The organism is Streptomyces sp. NBC_01232 (assembly GCF_035989885.1).
In the GTDB taxonomy this organism is placed as follows: Bacteria; Actinomycetota; Actinomycetes; order Streptomycetales; family Streptomycetaceae; genus Streptomyces.
In genome coordinates, this window is sequence record NZ_CP108518.1 from 4583749 (window position 1) to 4600117 (window position 16369).

17 protein-coding genes are annotated in these 16369 nt (G+C 71.4%); 9 read left to right on the forward strand and 8 right to left on the reverse strand.

Annotated features, from left to right (window positions below; all coding sequences use genetic code 11):
* Positions 1-19: 19 nt before the first annotated feature.
* On the forward strand, positions 20-370 hold the full coding sequence (locus OG444_RS21200) for a WhiB family transcriptional regulator (RefSeq protein ID WP_030009547.1): 351 nt from the start codon (positions 20-22) through the stop codon (positions 368-370).
* Positions 371-399: 29 nt separating this feature from the next.
* Here OG444_RS21200 and OG444_RS21205 read toward each other — a convergent pair whose 3' ends face one another.
* A complete protein-coding gene (locus OG444_RS21205; protein WP_327263664.1) occupies positions 400-1794 on the reverse strand; it encodes an ArsA family ATPase in 1395 nt (464 codons plus the stop codon).
* Positions 1791-2774, reverse strand: coding sequence for an ArsA family ATPase (locus OG444_RS21210; RefSeq protein WP_327263665.1), 984 nt, complete (start codon positions 2772-2774; stop codon positions 1791-1793). The genes OG444_RS21205 and OG444_RS21210 overlap by 4 nt, the downstream gene beginning before the upstream one ends.
* A gap of 143 nt (positions 2775-2917) precedes the next feature.
* On the opposite strand from OG444_RS21210, the gene OG444_RS21215 reads away from it, so the two are divergent.
* From OG444_RS21215 to OG444_RS21235, 5 genes are all read left to right on the forward strand, one after another.
* Positions 2918-3079, forward strand: coding sequence for a DUF4177 domain-containing protein (locus OG444_RS21215; protein ID WP_007264966.1), 162 nt, complete (start codon positions 2918-2920; stop codon positions 3077-3079).
* Positions 3076-3549, forward strand: a complete 474-nt coding sequence (locus OG444_RS21220; protein ID WP_327263666.1) for a RidA family protein — start codon at positions 3076-3078, stop codon at positions 3547-3549. Before OG444_RS21215 ends, OG444_RS21220 begins: the two co-directional genes overlap by 4 nt.
* A gap of 173 nt (positions 3550-3722) precedes the next feature.
* Positions 3723-4637, forward strand: a complete 915-nt coding sequence (locus tag OG444_RS21225) for an NUDIX hydrolase (protein ID WP_327263667.1) — start codon at positions 3723-3725, stop codon at positions 4635-4637.
* The gene (locus OG444_RS21230) at positions 4634-5479 is read left to right on the forward strand and encodes an MBL fold metallo-hydrolase (RefSeq protein WP_327263668.1); all 846 of its coding nucleotides are present in this window, start codon (positions 4634-4636) and stop codon (positions 5477-5479) included. The genes OG444_RS21225 and OG444_RS21230 overlap by 4 nt, the downstream gene beginning before the upstream one ends.
* Positions 5476-5841, forward strand: a complete 366-nt coding sequence (locus OG444_RS21235) for a hypothetical protein (RefSeq protein WP_327263669.1) — start codon at positions 5476-5478, stop codon at positions 5839-5841. Before OG444_RS21230 ends, OG444_RS21235 begins: the two co-directional genes overlap by 4 nt.
* A 41-nt stretch (positions 5842-5882) precedes the next feature.
* Here the strand turns inward: OG444_RS21235 and OG444_RS21240 are convergent, their stop codons facing one another.
* Both OG444_RS21240 and OG444_RS21245 read right to left on the reverse strand, forming a co-directional pair.
* On the reverse strand, positions 5883-6701 hold the full coding sequence (locus OG444_RS21240) for a nucleotidyltransferase domain-containing protein (RefSeq protein WP_327263670.1): 819 nt from the start codon (positions 6699-6701) through the stop codon (positions 5883-5885).
* A gap of 149 nt (positions 6702-6850) precedes the next feature.
* Positions 6851-7525, reverse strand: a complete 675-nt coding sequence (locus tag OG444_RS21245; protein ID WP_003981529.1) for a Crp/Fnr family transcriptional regulator — start codon at positions 7523-7525, stop codon at positions 6851-6853.
* Positions 7526-7794: 269 nt separating this feature from the next.
* Between OG444_RS21245 and nth the strand changes: the two genes are divergently transcribed.
* From nth to OG444_RS21260, 3 genes are all read left to right on the forward strand, one after another.
* The gene (gene nth, locus OG444_RS21250) at positions 7795-8649 is read left to right on the forward strand and encodes an endonuclease III (RefSeq protein WP_327263671.1); all 855 of its coding nucleotides are present in this window, start codon (positions 7795-7797) and stop codon (positions 8647-8649) included.
* Between the two features lie 180 nt (positions 8650-8829).
* On the forward strand, positions 8830-9549 hold the full coding sequence (locus tag OG444_RS21255) for an NUDIX hydrolase (RefSeq protein ID WP_327266872.1): 720 nt from the start codon (positions 8830-8832) through the stop codon (positions 9547-9549).
* Positions 9550-9562: 13 nt separating this feature from the next.
* Positions 9563-10765 (forward strand): MarP family serine protease, encoded by a 1203-nt coding sequence (locus OG444_RS21260; RefSeq protein WP_327263672.1) that lies wholly within the window; start codon positions 9563-9565, stop codon positions 10763-10765.
* Positions 10766-11102: 337 nt separating this feature from the next.
* On the opposite strand, the gene OG444_RS21265 is transcribed toward OG444_RS21260, so the two are convergent.
* The 4 genes from OG444_RS21265 to acs all read right to left on the reverse strand — a co-directional run bounded on the left by OG444_RS21265 (position 11103) and on the right by acs (position 16239).
* Positions 11103-12062 carry an alpha/beta fold hydrolase gene (locus tag OG444_RS21265; RefSeq protein ID WP_327263673.1) on the reverse strand — a complete coding sequence of 320 codons (960 nt, stop codon included), beginning with the start codon at positions 12060-12062 and terminating at the stop codon, positions 11103-11105.
* Positions 12059-12517 carry a phage holin family protein gene (locus OG444_RS21270; RefSeq protein WP_327263674.1) on the reverse strand — a complete coding sequence of 153 codons (459 nt, stop codon included), beginning with the start codon at positions 12515-12517 and terminating at the stop codon, positions 12059-12061. Before OG444_RS21270 ends, OG444_RS21265 begins: the two co-directional genes overlap by 4 nt.
* Positions 12518-12577: 60 nt before the next feature.
* The gene (nhaA, locus tag OG444_RS21275; RefSeq protein WP_327263675.1) at positions 12578-14011 is read right to left on the reverse strand and encodes a Na+/H+ antiporter NhaA; all 1434 of its coding nucleotides are present in this window, start codon (positions 14009-14011) and stop codon (positions 12578-12580) included.
* Positions 14012-14241: 230 nt separating this feature from the next.
* Positions 14242-16239 carry an acetate--CoA ligase gene (acs, locus tag OG444_RS21280; RefSeq protein WP_327263676.1) on the reverse strand — a complete coding sequence of 666 codons (1998 nt, stop codon included), beginning with the start codon at positions 16237-16239 and terminating at the stop codon, positions 14242-14244.
* Between the last annotated feature and the right edge of the window lie 130 nt (positions 16240-16369).

The following is a 16369-nucleotide window of genomic DNA, read 5'->3' on the forward strand; positions in this document are numbered from 1 at the left end:
GGGAGAGGACGGCGCCGGGATGGGCTGGGTTACCGACTGGAGTGCGCAGGCAGCCTGCCGCACTACCGATCCGGATGAACTATTCGTTCAAGGAGCGGCACAGAACAGGGCCAAGGCGGTGTGCACCGGTTGTCCGGTGCGGACCGAATGCCTGGCCGACGCGCTCGACAACCGTGTCGAGTTCGGCGTGTGGGGCGGAATGACCGAGCGGGAACGACGTGCGCTGCTGCGCCGGCGTCCCACCGTCACCTCGTGGCGACGGCTGCTCGAAACCGCACGTACGGAATACGAGCGCAGTACGGGCATCCTCACCATGGATGCAGACGCGGAGATCGACGTGTCGTACGAGACATACGCGGCAGCCGGGTAGACCACACGGCAGCCACGGCGTACGAACGCCTACGCTCCGGCCGGTACCCCGGCCGCGAGTCGTTCTCCGATGGCCCGCAGCCCGGCGAGGTCGTGCACATCGCCGGGCAGGGCGGCCACTTCGGCCACCGCCACCTCGGGGTGGAGTGACGTGAAGCGATCGCGTGTGCGCTGTTCACGCGCGATCACCTGCATGCGCTCGGCGTGCAGGCGCAGCAGTCCTGCCGTGATCCGGTCGACGACCGCAGTGTCGGCGACCGCGGCGTCGGTGCCTGCGGTGCCGGCGACCGGGGTGTCGCCTTCGGTGCCGGGGGAGCCTGTCTCGGGAGGGTTCGCGGTCCGTGTGGTCTGAGCGGTCCGTGCGGTTCGTTCCGTCCGGGTGGACCCGGCGGTCTCGGCGGTTCCCGTGGGTTCCGCGCCCGAGTCACGAAGTCCAGCTTTCCCGGACTCCTGATCCACAATGCCGCCTTCTTCAAGATTCTCTGCGGCGGACAACGCCCGTTCGGCGGACAGCTGGTCGGCGCCACTGCCGTGCACCCGGTTCAGCACCAGACCGGCCAGCGGCATCTTCTCCGCGGCCAGCCGCTCCACGAAGTACGCCGCCTCGCGCAGGGCGTCCGGCTCGGGCGCGGCGACCACCAGGAACGCCGTGCCGGGAGCCTGGAGGAGCCGGAAGGTCGCGTCCGCACGCGTGCGGAAGCCGCCGAACATCGTGTCCATCGCGGCCACGAAGGTCTGGACGTCCTTCAGCAGCGAGGCCCCCATCAGCTTGCTGAGGGTGCCCGTCATCATCGACATGCCGACATTGAGGAACTTCATCCCCGCCCGGCCGCCCACCTTCGCCGGAGCCATCAGCACCCGGATGAACTTCCCGTCCAGGAAGGACCCGAGCCGCTTCGGCGCGTCCAGGAAGTCCAGCGCGGACCGGCTCGGCGGAGTGTCGACGATGATCAGGTCCCAGTCGTCCCGGGCCCGCAGCTGCCCGAGCTTCTCCATCGCCATGTACTCCTGCGTGCCCGCGAAGCCGGCCGACAGGGACTGGTAGAAGGGGTTGGCGAGGATGGCCCGGGCCCGCTCGCCGTCCGCGTGCGCCTCGACGATCTCGTCGAAGGTGCGCTTCATGTCCAGCATCATGGCGTGCAGTTCACCGCCGCCCGCCCCCACGGTCTCCACCTTGCGCGGGGTGTTGTCCAGCGAGTCGATCCCCATCGACTGCGCGAGGCGCCGCGCCGGGTCGATGGTGAGCACGACCGCCTTGCGCCCGCGCCCGGCCGCCCGTACGCCGAGCGCCGCGGCGGTGGTGGTCTTGCCGACCCCGCCCGCCCCGCAGCACACGATGATCCGGGTCTCCGGGTCGTCCAACAGCCGGTCGACCGCCAGCCGCGGCGGAGTGTCCATGCCCACGGTGTCCACCCCCTCGCTCATTCGGCCACCGACTGCTTCCGCAATTCCTTGGCCAGCGCGTACAGCCCGGCCAGGTCCATCCCCGCGCCGAGCAGCGGAAGTTCGTACGTCGGCAGGTCCAGCCCCGCCAGTACGCCGCGCTGCGCGCGCTCCAGCTCCACGCGGCTCGCGTGCTCGGCCGCCTGCGTGAGCAGCGGGTCCACCAGCCGCTCGGCCAGCCCGCCGCGGCGCGCGCCGCCGAGACCCGCCCGGGACAGCGCCTTCGCCACCTCGGCCCGGTGGTCCTCGGCCGCGCTGCGCAGGGTGTCCTCGTCGAGATGGTGGGGCCGGACCATGTTGACGATGACCCGTCCGACCGGCAGCCCGGCTCCGCGCAGCTCCTCGATGCCGTCGGCGGTCTCCTGGACGGGCATCTCCTCCAGGAGGGTGACCAGGTGCACCGCCGTCTCGGGGGACTTGAGGACCTTCATGACGGCCTGGGCCTGGTTGTGGATCGGCCCGAACCGGGCCAGGCCCGCCACCTCGTCGTTGACGTTCAGGAACCGGGTGATCCGCCCGGTCGGCGGCGCGTCCATGATCACGTGGTCGTAGACGTACCGGCCGGCCTTGTCCTTGCGCCGCACCGCCTCGCAGGCCTTGCCGGTCAGCAGCACGTCGCGCAGCCCCGGGGCGATGGTCGTCGCGAAGTCGATGGCGCCGAGCTTCTTGAGCGCGCGGCCGGCCGAGCCGAGCTTGTAGAACATCTGGAGGTAGTCCAGCAGCGCCCGTTCGGCGTCGATGGCGAGCGCGAAGACCTCACCGCCCCCGCCGGGCGCCACGGCGATCTTCCGCTCCTCGTACGGGAGCGCCTCGGCGCCGAAGAGCTGCGCGAGCCCCTGCCTGCCCTCGACCTCCACGAGAAGAGTCCGGCCGCCCTCGCGTGCGAGGGCAAGCGCGAGTGCTGCGGCGACCGTGGTCTTGCCGGTGCCGCCCTTGCCGCTGACCACCTGGAGCCTGCTCACAGCGTCCGAGCCTAATTCCTCCGGTTCGGCTGCGGTGGTGCCGGGTGGTCCTGCGGGAGTGTTCGGGGGTGAGCTGCGTTACGCCCGGCCGCCGGTTCCGGGGGCGGCATGCGCCCCGCACCACAGGCACTACCCTCGCTCCCATGACCAAGAAGTTCGAATATGCGACGGTCCCGCTGCTGGTTCACGCCACCAAGCAGATCCTGGACACCTGGGGCGAGGACGGCTGGGAGCTCGTCCAGGTCGTGCCCGGCCCGAACAACCCCGAGCAGCTCGTGGCGTACCTCAAGCGGGAGAAGGCATGAGCGGCGCTGTAGAGGCGAAGCTGGCCGAACTCGGCCTGACCCTGCCGGAGGTCGTTCCGCCGCTGGCCACGTACCAGCCGGCCGTGCGGTCGGGCTCGTACGTCTTCACCGCGGGCCAGCTCCCGATGATCAAGGGCAACCTGCCGGTCACCGGCAAGGTCGGCGCCGAGGTCTCGGCGGAGCAGGCCAAGGAGCTGGCCGCCACGTGCGCGCTGAACGCCCTGGCCGCGGTCAAGTCGGTCGTCGGTGACCTCGACAAGATCGCGCGTGTCGTGAAGGTCGTCGGCTTCGTCGCCTCCGCCCCCGACTTCACGGCCCAGCCGGGCGTGCTGAACGGCGCGAGCGAGCTCCTGGGCGCGGTCCTCGGCGAGAAGGGCGTCCACGCCCGCAGTGCGGTCGGCGTGGCGGTCCTGCCGCTGGACGCACCGGTCGAGATCGAGATCCAGGTCGAGCTGGTCGCCGGAGCCTGACCCTTCGGGGCGGTTCCGCCGGGGCGGGCCGGGTCGCGCGAGCAGCGCGGTGCCCGGCCCGTCCTGCGTGGTGCCTGCGCGGCGCCACCGGGACGGCCCGTGCGGGCGGCCCGTCACTGCCGCCGCGACGGGTGACCCTCGAACATCGGGCCGGATGGCCGTAGCATCCGGCCATGCCGAATGGTCAGCATGGTCAGCAGCAGCCCTCCGCCGGAGGCCAGTGGTACCCGCCGGAGTGGCCCGACCGCATCCGCGCGCTCGCGGACGGCTCGCTCACACCGGTCGCGCCGCGGCGCGCCGCCACCGTGATGCTCCTGCGCGACACACCCGACGGTCCCGCCGTGCACATGCTGCGCAGGCGGACCTCCATGGCTTTTGCCGGGGGCGCGTACGCCTATCCGGGTGGCGGGGTCGATCCCCGGGACGAGGAGCACCAGGTCGGCTGGGCGGGTCCGTCCCAGGAGGACTGGGCGGTCCGGCTCGGGACCGATCCCCGCACCGCCCAGGCCATCGTCTGCGGCGCGGTACGGGAGACCTTCGAGGAGGCGGGCGTCCTGCTCGCCGGGCAGACCCCGGACACGATCGTCGGCGACACCACCGGGGACGACTGGGAGGCCGACCGGCAGGCCCTCGTGGCGCGGGAGCTGTCCTTCGCTGAGTTCCTCGACCGCCGCGGCCTGCGGCTGCGCTCCGACCTGCTCGGTGCCTGGGCGCGCTGGATCACCCCCGAGTTCGAGCCGCGCCGCTACGACACCTGGTTCTTCGTCGCCGCCCTGCCCGAGGGCCAGCGCACCCGCAACGCCTCCACCGAGGCCGACCGGACCGTGTGGATCCGCCCGGCCGACGCGGCCGCCGGCTACGACAAGGGCGAGCTGCTGATGATGCCGCCCACCATCTCCACCCTGCGGTCCCTGGAGCCGTACGGGAGCGCCGCGGGCGCGCTCGCCGCCGCGGCCGGGCAGGACCTCACCCCGGTGCTGGCCCGGGCCACGCTGGAGGACGGCGAGGTGGTGCTCAGCTGGCCGGGGCACGACGAGTTCACCAAGCGCGTCCCCGGACGTCCCGCAGGCCCCGGAGGCCCCGCATGACCGATGCCGCCGCACTGCCCGGCCAGCCCCGCGGAGTCGTCACCTCCGGGCCCGCGACCGCCCGCGCGGTGAACGTCCTGGCTCCCAACGCCTCCGCGATGACCCTCGACGGCACCAACACCTGGCTGGTCTCCGAGCCCGGCTCCGACCTCGCCGTCGTGATCGACCCCGGCCCGCTGGACGACGTGCACCTGAGGGAGGTCATCGCCACCGCCGAGCGGGCGGGCAAGCGGATCGGCCTCACCCTGCTCACCCACGGCCACCCCGACCACGCCGAGGGCGCGGGCCGCTTCGCCGAGCTCACCCGTACCAAGGTCCGCGCCCTGGACCCGGCCCTGCGCCTCGGCGACGAGGGTCTGGCCGCCGGGGACGTGATCCGGACCGGCGGGCTGGAGCTGCGCGTGGTGGCGACCCCGGGCCACACCAGCGACTCGCTCTGCTTCCACCTGCCGGCCGACCGGGCCGTCCTGACCGGCGACACGATCCTGGGCCGCGGCACCACCGTCGTCGCCCACCCCGACGGCCGCCTCGGCGACTATCTGGACTCCCTGCGCCGCCTGCGCTCGCTCACCGTGGACGACGGGGTGCACACCGTCCTGCCGGGCCACGGACCGGTCCTGGAGGACGCACAGGGCGCCGTGGAGTTCTATCTGGCCCATCGTGCTCACCGGCTCGCGCAGGTTGAAACGGCCGTCGAGAACGGCTTCGTCACGCCGGAGGCCGTCGTCTCGCAGGTCTACGCGGACGTGGACCGGTCGCTGTGGCCGGCCGCGGAATGGTCCGTCCGGGCGCAGCTCGAGTACCTTCAAGATCACGGACTGATCCCTGGGGGGCCCGAATGAACACCGTGTTCCTGCTGGTCGTGCTGATCGCCACGGCCGGATGGATCACCTCGACGGTGACCCTGCGCGTGCAGAGCCTCCAGCTCAAGGCGGACCGGACGGAGCGCCGCCTGGCCCTGGTGCTGGAGCACTTCGGCATCGAGGAGCCGGAGCCGGCCGGGATGGCCGAGGTGCGCGACCTGATCAGGGCCGACCGGCAGATATCGGCGATCAAGGAGTACCGCCGGATCACCGGCGCGGGCCTGGCGGAGGCCAAGCTGGCCGTCGAGGCCCTCGCCGAGACCCTGACCCGGGCCGAGGCCCGGAGCCGGCCTCAGCCCCAGGCCGGGGCCGGGCCCGGGGCCGGGGCCGAGAAGGCCTGAAGCCGTCCGGCGGCCGGGGACGCGCCCTCGGGGCGCCGTCGCTACGTTGCCGGCACGCCCCGGCGCCGTGTCCTGGTGCCGTGCCGGGCCGTGTACTCGTCCGCGAGCCAGGGCCCGAGGTCCTCGACGTACGAGCGCAGCACCTCCGGGTCCGCTACGGGATCCAGCGCGACGGCGGCCGCTTCCCGCAGCTGGGCCGCGCGCTCGGGGTAGTACATGCCGAAGATCTCCGCGGACTCGCCGAGGTCGCTGGTCCAGCCGCCCCACCGGGGCATGACCAGCGTGAAGGCGGTGCGCACCAGGCGCCGCGAGAAGCGGCGGCTCAGCTTCCGGTACTCCTGCGGGGTCGACGCCTCCCGCACACGGGTCCGCCATTCGGGGAGTACGTCGGCCAGGTCCCCGTTGGTCTCGCGGGCGAGCAGGCTGTCCGGGCGGTAGCGCGGCAGGTGCTCGGCCAGGTCGGCGCCGAGCAGCGGGGTGCACAGGCAGGCGAGGAACCAGCCCAGGTCGAATCGTTCCGCCTCGCTCAGCACGGCGGCCTTGTCCTGGAGCAGGATGCCGACGCCGTCGACCTCCGGGAAGTCCTCGTCGAGCCCGCGCGCGAGGACCTCGGCGGTGTCGCGGTCGTCGTCGGAGGGCTCGTGGTGCAGGACGAGCAGCAGGTCCAGGTCGGACCGCCCGGGCCGGGCCGTCCCGCGCGGCACGGACCCGTACAGGTACGCGCTGTGCAGCCGCCGGCCGTACGCCTCGGCGGTCCGCGCCCGTGCGGCGGCCACGAGGCCCCTGAACCCGTCCTGAACCCGCCCGAGGGAGCCCTCCCGCTCGAAGTACCCGGACGCGTCCAGCCCTCTGTGCTCCATGGCTCCACTGTGCCCGCCGGGTCGCCCGGGGCGGCCGACCCGGGCGCCGTTCACGCGCCGCGGAGCGCCCCTGTGGCGGCGTCGGGCCCGTAACGCGCGAAAGGGCCCCGCCCGGTCGGGCAGGACCCCTCCAACAGCTGTGGCAGGCGTCAGCGCGAGCGCTTCGCGAGGCGCTCCACGTCCAGCAGGATGACCGCGCGGGCCTCCAGGCGCAGCCAGCCGCGGCCCGCGAAGTCGGCCAGGGCCTTGTTCACGGTCTCGCGCGAGGCGCCGACGAGCTGGGCGAGCTCCTCCTGCGTGAGGTCGTGCACCACGTGGATGCCCTCCTCCGACTGCACGCCGAACCGGCGCGACAGGTCGAGGAGCGCCCGCGCCACACGGCCGGGAACGTCGGAGAAGACCAGGTCGGACATCTGGTCGTTGGTCTTGCGCAGGCGGCGGGCGACGGCGCGCAGCAGCGCGGTCGCGACCTCGGGCCGGGCGTTGAGCCAGGGCTGGAGGTCACCGTGGCCGAGGCCGAGGAGCTTGACCTCGGTCAGCGCGGTGGCGGTGGCGGTGCGCGGGCCCGGGTCGAAGAGCGACAGCTCGCCGATCAGCTCGCCGGGGCCGAGGACGGCCAGCATGTTCTCGCGGCCGTCGGGGGAGGTGCGGTGGAGCTTCACCTTGCCCTCGGTCACGACATACAGCCGGTCGCCGGGGTCGCCCTCGTGGAACAGGGCGTCACCGCGTGCGAGGGTCACCTCGCCCATGGAGGCGCGGAGCTCCGCGGCCTGCTCGTCATCGAGCGCCGCGAAGAGCGGGGCGCGCCGCAGAACGTCGTCCACGAGTCTCTCTCCTATGTCGACCAGCTCAGGGGACCGTGCTCCCCATTTTGCCGGACGGCTCAAACAGTGCGATCAATCACAAGGATGCCGGACGGACGGGCGTGCTGTGCGGCCAGAGGCCAATCGGAGTGGTGTTACCTGAGGTCCGGGCGGGTGTCAGCGGCCGGCCTTAGGCTGGCCGGGTGTCCAATAAGCCGGTGAGAGCACAGGCCAAGGGGTCCGCCGGAGTGACGGAGCCCCAAAATTCTGCCGTGGGCGAACATGTCCCAGTGAAGACGTCCGCGAGGGCTGCGGCCACCCCTCAGGGCAAAGTTTCGGCCAAGAAACCGAAGTCGGCCAAGCCGGAATCCCGCCTGGCCATGGTGCGCAGGGCGCGGCGCATCAACCGTGAGCTGGCCGAGATCTATCCGTACGCCCATCCGGAGCTCGACTTCCGCAATCCCTTCGAGCTGCTCGTCGCGACGGTGCTGTCCGCGCAGACGACCGACCTGCGCGTGAACCAGACGACCCCGGCCCTCTTCGCCGCCTACCCGACCCCCGAGGACATGGCCGCGGCCGCCCCGGAGGATCTGGAGGAGCTCATCAGGCCGACCGGGTTCTTCCGGGCCAAGTCGAGGTCCCTGCTCGGCCTCTCGCAGGCCCTGCGGGACAACTTCGGCGGGGAGGTGCCGGGCCGGATCGAGGACCTGGTCACCCTGCCCGGAGTGGGCCGGAAGACGGCCAACGTGGTCCTCGGCAATGCGTTCGGTGTCCCGGGGATCACGGTGGACACCCATTTCGGCCGGCTGGTGCGCCGCTGGAAGCTGACCGAGCAGGAGGACCCGGAGAAGGTCGAGGCGGAGATCTGCGCGATTTTTCCGAAGAGCGAGTGGACGATGCTCTCGCACCGGGTCGTCTTCCACGGCCGCCGGATCTGCCACTCCCGCAAGCCGGCCTGCGGGGCCTGTCCGATCGCCCCGCTCTGCCCGGCGTACGGGGAGGGTGAGACCGACCCGGAGAAGGCGAAGAAGCTGCTCAAGTACGAGAAGGGCGGCCAGCCGGGCCAGCGGCTCACCCCGCCCCCGGACTATCCGGGGCTGCCGGCCCCGCCGCTGGGCGGCGCCGTGGCGGACACGGCGCCCTAGCGGCTCCCTGACGGCTCCTTGGCGGCTTGCTGGCGCCCCATAGCGGACGCAGGGCCGTGAGGGGGCAGGTTTTGCCGGACTGCAGGGCTTTGGGGCTGTAGGAACGAATCGGTACCCGGACCGCGTTTTGTGGTGTGGGAGACGGTGCTGGACAGGACGAGGCGGACAGGGGTGCCCATGATGCGCGGTACACGGGACGAGGCCGGAACCACGGTGGGATCCCGCGAGGGCGGCGGCCCGGCCGTCACGACCGACGGCCTGCCGGACTGGCTCGATCCCGTCGTCCGGGCCGCCCGGTCCGTTCAGCCGGGCCAGCTGAGCCGCTTCCTGCCGCCCGAGGACGGCCGGGGGCGGCAGTCCGCCGTGCTCGTCCTCTTCGGGGAGGGCGCCCGCGGCCCCGAGCTGCTGCTCATGGAGCGCGCCGGCACCCTCCGCTCGCATGCGGGCCAGCCGTCCTTCCCCGGCGGTGCGCTGGATCCGGAGGACGGCGATCCGCACACCACCGGCCCGCTGCGCGCCGCGCTGCGCGAGGCCGAGGAAGAAACCGGACTTGATCCTTCCGGTGTTCAGCTCTTCGGTGTGCTGCCCCGCCTCTACATTCCCGTCAGCGAGTTCGTGGTCACCCCGGTCCTCGGCTGGTGGCGTGCCCCCAGCCCGGTGGGCGCCGTGGACCCGGCCGAGACGGCCCGGGTCTTCACGGTGCCCGTGGCCGATCTCACGGATCCCGAACACCGGGTCATGACCGTTCACCCGAGCGGTCACCTGGGTCCGGGTTTCACCGTCGAATCGGCTCTGGTCTGGGGTTTCACCGCCGGAGTGATCGACCGGATCCTGCACTTCGCGGGCTGGGAGCGTCCCTGGGACCGCTCGCGGCAGGTCCCGCTCGACTGGCGCGCATGAGACGGTGGCCCACGTGAACGTGCTGGACATCCTGTTGCTGCTCGCCGCCGTGTGGTTCGCGATCGTCGGCTATCGCCAGGGGTTCGTCGTCGGCATCCTGTCGGTGATCGGCTTCCTCGGCGGTGGCCTCGTCGCCGTGTCCCTGCTCCCGCTGATCTGGGACCGGGTGACGGACAACGGCACCCAGGTGTCCACCACCGTCGTCGTCATCGCCGTCGTCGCGATCATCATCTGCGCCTCGATCGGCCAGGCCCTGACCACCCATCTCGGGAGCAAACTCCGCCGCCAGATCACCTGGTCACCCGCACGCGCGCTCGACGCGACGGGCGGGGCCCTGGTCAACGTGGTCGCGATGCTGCTGGTGGCCTGGCTGATCGGTTCCGCGCTCGCCGGGACCTCGCTCCCCACGCTGGGCAAGGAGGTCCGCAACTCCAAGGTCCTCCTCGGCGTGTCGCGCGTGCTGCCCGACCAGGCGAACACCTGGTTCTCCGACTTCAGCTCCACGCTCGCGCGCAACGGCTTCCCGCAGGTGTTCAGCCCGTTCTCCAACGAGCCCATCACCGAGGTCAAGGCGCCCGACCCCGCGCTCGCCAGCAGCCCCGTCGCCGACCAGGCGAAGCGCTCGATCGTGAAGGTCGTCGGCACCGCACCCAGCTGCAGCAAGGTGCTGGAGGGCACGGGCTTCGTCTTCGCGCCCGGCAAGGTGATGACCAATGCGCACGTCGTCGGCGGCGTCGGCGAGCCCACCGTGCAGGTCGGCGGCGAGGGCAAGCTGTACGACGCCAAGGTCGTGCTCTACGACTGGGCGCGCGACATCGCCGTCCTGGACGTGCCCAAGCTGAAGGCCCCGGCGCTGGAGTTCTCCGAGAAGGACGCGACGAGCGGCAGCGACGCGATCGTCGCCGGCTTCCCGGAGAACGGCGCGTACGACGTCCGCTCCGCCCGCGTCCGCGGCCGGATCAACGCCAACGGACCGGACATCTATCACCGCGGGACCGTCCGGCGGGACGTCTACTCGCTGTTCGCGACCGTTCGCCAGGGCAACTCCGGCGGACCGCTGCTGACGCCCGACGGCAAGGTGTACGGAGTCGTCTTCGCGAAGTCCCTGGACGACCCCAACACCGGTTACGTGCTGACGGTGGACGAGATCCGCGACGACATCCGGATCGGCAAGGACGCCGTACGCCGGGTCGACAGCCAGGGCTGCGCCCTCTGATACGACCCGGTACGACGCCCCGCCCCCGCAGGGTCCCTACGTCCGTGGATGACGCAGGCGCGCGGAGACCCAGCGGGCCCGGCGTCGCAGGATGAGCGGAATCCCGAGGCGGGGGTCGTGGCCGTGCCGGCCGGCCCTCTCGTGGGTGCCCGGCGTCGCTGCCGAGCGTCGTTCGTGCGCGGTGTCACCGTAGTCGTGCGTCCAGCTCATACTCCGAGCTCTGCCCGTGCCCCAAGGTCCGTAACCCCGTCACGGGCGGCCAATTGGCCTATGCGCGAGGCAATTGAATGCTCGTAGGACAAGCGTATGAGTGAACTGCCGTCCGCCCAGGGGTCGGTCAGCGGTCCGGCTCGGGGTCCTTCAGCCAGTTCACCAGCTCCGACGAGAAGGCGACCGGGTCCTCCTCGTGCGGGAAGTGCCCGAGCCCGTCGAACAGCCGCCACCGGTACGGGGCTTCGACGTACTCCCCGGAACCGGCCGCGCTCCGCGTCCGCATCACCGGGTCGAGCGATCCGTGCAGATGCAGCGTCGGCACCCGCACCGGCCGCTTCATCCGCCGGTTGAACTGGATCCCGTCGGGACGGGCCATCGACCGCATCATCCAGCGGTACGGCTCGACCGAACAGTGCGCGGTGGACGGGATGCACATGGCCCGCTGGTACACGGCCAGGTCCTCGTCCTCCGGCAGCCGCGGCCCGGACCAGTCCCGGATCAGCTCACCCACGAGGGCCCCGCCGTCGGCGACGAGCTGACGCTCGGGAACGAACGGCCGCTGGAAGCCCCAGATGTGCGAACTCGCCCGTGTCTGCCCGAAGTCCGAGAGCATCGCCGAGCGCCAGCGGCGCGGGTGCGGCATGGAGGAGACGACGAGGCGGCGCACCAGCTTGGGCCGCATCACGGCCGCCGTCCAGGCGAGGTAGCCGCCCAGGTCGTGCCCGACGAGGGCGGCGTCCGGCTCGCCGAGGGACCGTACGACCCCGGTGATGTCGAGGGCCAGGTTGGCGGGGTCGTAGCCGCGCGGGGTGCGGTCGCTGCCGCCCACACCGCGCAGGTCCATCGCGACCGCCCGGTACCCGGCGTCGGCGAGCGCGGTCATCTGGTGCCGCCAGGTCCACCAGAACTGCGGGAAGCCGTGGAGCAGCAGCACCAGCGGTCCGTCACCCAGCTCGGCGACGTGGAAGCGGGCGCCGTTGGCAGCGACGTCCCGGTGCGTCACCGTCCGCCCGCCGGGAAGGTCGAGCCGTACCGCCGTGGCAGCTGTGGGAGGAACGCTGGGGTCCGGCGTGGGCGCTGTCATGAGGACGAGCGTGCCACACCCACAGCCTTGTCACTCACCGGCCGCGGGTGCGGCTTGACGGTCTGGACCAGCGCGGCGGTCTGCTTGACGGAGGCGATGGACTTCTCCGGCGGCTTGACCTTCTTGAACTTGCGTACGCCGATGAGTACGAGCACGCCCGCGATCAGCAGGAACGCGCCGCCGACGATGAGGAAGGACCACGCGAGCCCGAGCCCGAGGTTGTGGATCCCGTACGCCGCGGCGAAGGTCAGCACCGGGACGGAGAAGAGCGCGAGCACTCCGGCGGCCACCATCGAGGCGGACCCGCTGCCCACGCGCTTGACGTCCTCGCGGATCTCCGCCTTGGCGAGGGCGATCTCGTCGTGCACCAGCGCGGACATCTCGGCGGTGGCCGAGGCGACCAGTTGGCCGAGTGTGCGCTCGGCTCCCTGCGCCTCTTGGTCCACTGCGCTCATCGCTCTCTCCCTCTGTCGTCTGCTGCCGGGCGGCGCGGCTGTCCTGCGTCGTCAGTCAGATCATGCCGGACGGTCGCCCTCGGCGGTGGACCCGGCTGCCGTTTGGAGCGCGGCGGCGGCCGCGTCCTCGGCCCTGCGGCGGTGTTCCGCGGCCCTGTCCTCGTAGATCCTGGCCATCCGCAAGTGGTACGCGGGGTTGTCCTCCTCGTAGATGTCCGGGATGCCGTCGTGGTCCTCGTCGCGCTCCTCGGCGTCGGTGAGCGCCCGGTACCTGCGGTTGCGGAGCTTGAGCATCACGCACGCGATCACGGCGGCGATCAGGGATCCGATCAGGACGGCGGCCTTGACCTCGTCGGTGAGCACCGGGTCGTCGGCGAAGGCGAGTTCGCCGATGAGGAGGGAGACGGTGAAGCCGATGCCGGCGAGCGCGGCCACCGCGAGTACGTCGGGCCAGGCCAGGTCCTCGTTCAGCTCGGCCTTGGTGAAGCGGGCGGCCAGCCAGGTGCCGCCGAAGATGCCGACGGTCTTGCCGATGACGAGGCCGAGTACGACGCCGAGGGTCTCGGGCCGGGTGAAGACCTGGGCGATGGCGTGGTCGGAGAGGGAGACACCGGCGGAGAAGAGGGCGAAGAGGGGCACGGCGAGCCCGGCCGACAGGGGCCGGACCAAGTGCTCGATGTGCTCACCGGGGGACTGCTGCTCACCCTCGCGGCGGGTGCAGCGGAGCATCAGGCCCATGGCGACGCCGGCGATGGTGGCGTGGACTCCGCTGTTGTACATCAGGCCCCAGATGACCAGGGCGAGCGGGACGTAGACGTACCAGCCGTGGACGCCGCGGTGGAGCAGGAACCAGAAGAGGGCCAGGCCCACGAACGCGCCGCCGAGCGCGAGGAAGTCGATGTCGCTGGTGAAGAACACCGCGATGATCAGGATGGCGAAGAGGTCGTCGACGACCGCGAGGGTCAGCAGGAAGGCGCGCAGGGCCGACGGCAGTGAGGTGCCGATGACGGCGAGGACGGCGAGCGCGAAGGCGATGTCGGTGGCGGTGGGGACGGCCCAGCCGTCCGTGGAGCCGTCGCCCACGGTGTTGACGATGACGTAGACCACCGCGGGTACGGCCATACCGCACAGGGCGGCGATCACCGGGAGCGCGGCCGCCCTTGCGTTGCGCAGATCGCCCGCGACGAGCTCGCGCTTGAGCTCGATCCCGGCGACGAAGAAGAAGACGGCGAGGAGTCCGTCGGCGGCCCAGTGCTGGAGCGAGAGGTCCAGGCCGAGGGAGGCGGGGCCGATGTGGAAGGACCGGATGTCGGCGTAGCTGTCGGATACGGCGGGGATGTTCGCCCACAGGAGGGCGGCGATCGCGGCCACGAGCAGCAGGACTCCGCCGACGGTCTCGGTGCGCAGGGCATCGGCGACGAAGCGGCGCTCGGGCAGGGTGAGCCGGCCGAGCAGCTTGCCGCTCTTGTGGTCGGTGGGGCTGGGCGCGGCCACGAGGGACACCTCCGGGGTCGGTTGGACGGCATGACGAAGCTCATTGCCGACCAGACTTCCCGGCGCACCCTGTGGTCTTTCTTTACGCTTTGAATACCTTACAGGGCGCACACGAGGACGTATCCGGCGATCATCACTTTAAGTGCGAAAGGGTCACCCGGCGCAGCGCGCCGGGTGACCCTTTCGGTGTGTCCGTGAACCGTGTCCCTGCCTGTGTTCGTGCCGGTGTCTCAGTCCTCGCTGCCGGCGGCGGGGAGCTTGCTCTGGATCAGGTCCATGACGGAGGAGTCGGCGAGCGTGGTGACGTCACCGACCGCGCGGTTCTCGGCCACGTCGCGCAGCAGACGGCGCATGATCTTGCCCGAGCGGGTCTTCGGCAGTTCCTGGACGGGCAGGATCCGCTTCGGCTTGGCGATCGGGCCGAGCGTGTTGCCCACGTGGTTGCGCAGGTCCGCGACCAGGTTCTCGGTCTCGGAGGCGCTGCCGCGCAGGATCACGAAGGCGACGATGGCCTGGCCGGTGGTCTCGTCGTTCGCGCCGACCACGGCCGCCTCGGCGACCGACGGGTGCGAGACGAGCGCCGACTCGACCTCGGTGGTCGAGATGTTGTGTCCGGAGACCAGCATGACGTCGTCCACCCGGCCGAGCAGCCAGATGTCGCCGGCGTCGTCCTTCTTGGCGCCGTCGCCCGCGAAGTACTTGCCCTCGAAGCGCGACCAGTAGGTGTCGATGAACCGCTGGTCGTCACCCCAGATGGTGCGCAGCATCGACGGCCACGGCTCGGTGAGGACCAGGTAGCCGCCCCCGCCGTTGGGCACCTCGTGCGCCTCGTCGTCCACGACGGTGGCGGAGATTCCCGGCAGGGCGCGCTGCGCGGAGCCCGGCTTCGTGGAGGTGACGCCCGGCAGCGGGGAGATCATCATCGCGCCGGTCTCGGTCTGCCACCAGGTGTCCACGATCGGGCAGCGGTCGCCGCCGATGTGCTTGCGGTACCAGATCCAGGCCTCGGGGTTGATCGGCTCGCCGACCGATCCCAGCACGCGCAGGCTCGACAGGTCGAACTTCGCGGGGATGTCGTCGCCCCACTTCATGAACGTACGGATCGCCGTGGGCGCGGTGTAGAGGATGGTGACGCCGTACTTCTGGACGACCTCCCAGAACCGGCCCTGGTGCGGCGTGTCGGGGGTGCCCTCGTACATCACCTGGGTGGCGCCGTTCGCGAGCGGCCCGTAGACGATGTAGGAGTGCCCGGTGACCCAGCCGATGTCGGCGGTGCACCAGTAGACGTCGGTCTCCGGCTTCAGGTCGAAGACCGCGTGGTGGGTGTACGCGGCCTGCGTGAGGTAGCCGCCGGAGGTGTGCAGGATGCCCTTGGGCTTACCCGTGGTCCCCGAGGTGTAGAGGATGAAGAGCGGGTGCTCGGCATCGAACGGCTGCGGGGTGTGCTCGGCGGACTGCCGGCCGACCACATCGTGCCACCAGACGTCGCGGCCCTCGGTGAAGGCGGTGTCCTGGTTGGTGCGGCGCACGACGAGCACGTGCTCGACCTGCGGACACCTGGCGACGGCGTCGTCGATGGCGGGCTTCAGGGCGGTGGGCTTGCCGCGGCGGTAGCCGCCGTCGGCGGTGATCACCAGCTTGGCGTCGGCGTCCTGGATGCGGGAGGCGACGGCGTCGGCGGAGAAGCCGCCGAAGACCACGGAGTGCGCGGCGCCGACGCGGGCGCACGCGAGCATCGCGACGACCGCCTCGGGGATCATCGGAAGGTAGACGGCGACCCGGTCGCCGGCCTCGACACCCAGCTCTGTCAGGGCGTTGGCGGCCCTGGAGACCTCGTCCTTGAGCTCGGCGTAGGTGATCGCGCGGCTGTCGCCGGGCTCGCCCTCGAAGTGGATGGCGACGCGGTCGCCGTTGCCGGCCTCGACGTGGCGGTCCACGCAGTTGTACGCGACGTTGAGCTTGCCGTCCGCGAACCACTTCGCGAAGGGCGGGTTCGTCCAGTCGAGCGTCTCGGTCGGCTCGGTGGCCCAGGTCAGCCGCCGCGCCTGCTCGGCCCAGAAGCCCAGCCGGTCCGCGTCGGCCTGTGCGTACGCAGCCTCGGTCACATTGGCGGCGGCGGCCAGATCGGCGGGCGGTGCGAACCGCCGCTCCTCCTTGAGCAGATTGGCCAGACTCTCATTGCTCACGACATCTCCCTTTCCCAGGGTGTCCGTTGTGTCCCCGGGCATAGCTCATCAGTCAGCGGCCCAGGTGACAAGGGGTAGCCGAGAATTGGTTTAGACCTATATCACGACTCGGTCCGCGCGAGAACGGAGTGCGAATGGCCCCTCCCCGCTGCAGGGAGCGGGGAGGGGCCAA

Coding starts and splice junctions, on each gene's coding strand:
- OG444_RS21200 (WP_030009547.1), top strand. CDS start 20: ATGGGCTGGGTTACCGACTGGAGTGCGCAGGCAGCCTGCCGCACTACC.
- OG444_RS21205 (WP_327263664.1), bottom strand. CDS start 1,794: ATGAGCGAGGGGGTGGACACCGTGGGCATGGACACTCCGCCGCGGCTG.
- OG444_RS21215 (WP_007264966.1), top strand. CDS start 2,918: ATGACCAAGAAGTTCGAATATGCGACGGTCCCGCTGCTGGTTCACGCC.
- OG444_RS21220 (WP_327263666.1), top strand. CDS start 3,076: ATGAGCGGCGCTGTAGAGGCGAAGCTGGCCGAACTCGGCCTGACCCTG.
- OG444_RS21225 (WP_327263667.1), top strand. CDS start 3,723: ATGCCGAATGGTCAGCATGGTCAGCAGCAGCCCTCCGCCGGAGGCCAG.
- OG444_RS21230 (WP_327263668.1), top strand. CDS start 4,634: ATGACCGATGCCGCCGCACTGCCCGGCCAGCCCCGCGGAGTCGTCACC.
- OG444_RS21235 (WP_327263669.1), top strand. CDS start 5,476: ATGAACACCGTGTTCCTGCTGGTCGTGCTGATCGCCACGGCCGGATGG.
- OG444_RS21240 (WP_327263670.1), bottom strand. CDS start 6,701: ATGGAGCACAGAGGGCTGGACGCGTCCGGGTACTTCGAGCGGGAGGGC.
- OG444_RS21255 (WP_327266872.1), top strand. CDS start 8,830: ATGCGCGGTACACGGGACGAGGCCGGAACCACGGTGGGATCCCGCGAG.
- OG444_RS21265 (WP_327263673.1), bottom strand. CDS start 12,062: ATGACAGCGCCCACGCCGGACCCCAGCGTTCCTCCCACAGCTGCCACG.
- OG444_RS21270 (WP_327263674.1), bottom strand. CDS start 12,517: ATGAGCGCAGTGGACCAAGAGGCGCAGGGAGCCGAGCGCACACTCGGC.
- acs (WP_327263676.1), bottom strand. CDS start 16,239: ATGCCCGGGGACACAACGGACACCCTGGGAAAGGGAGATGTCGTGAGC.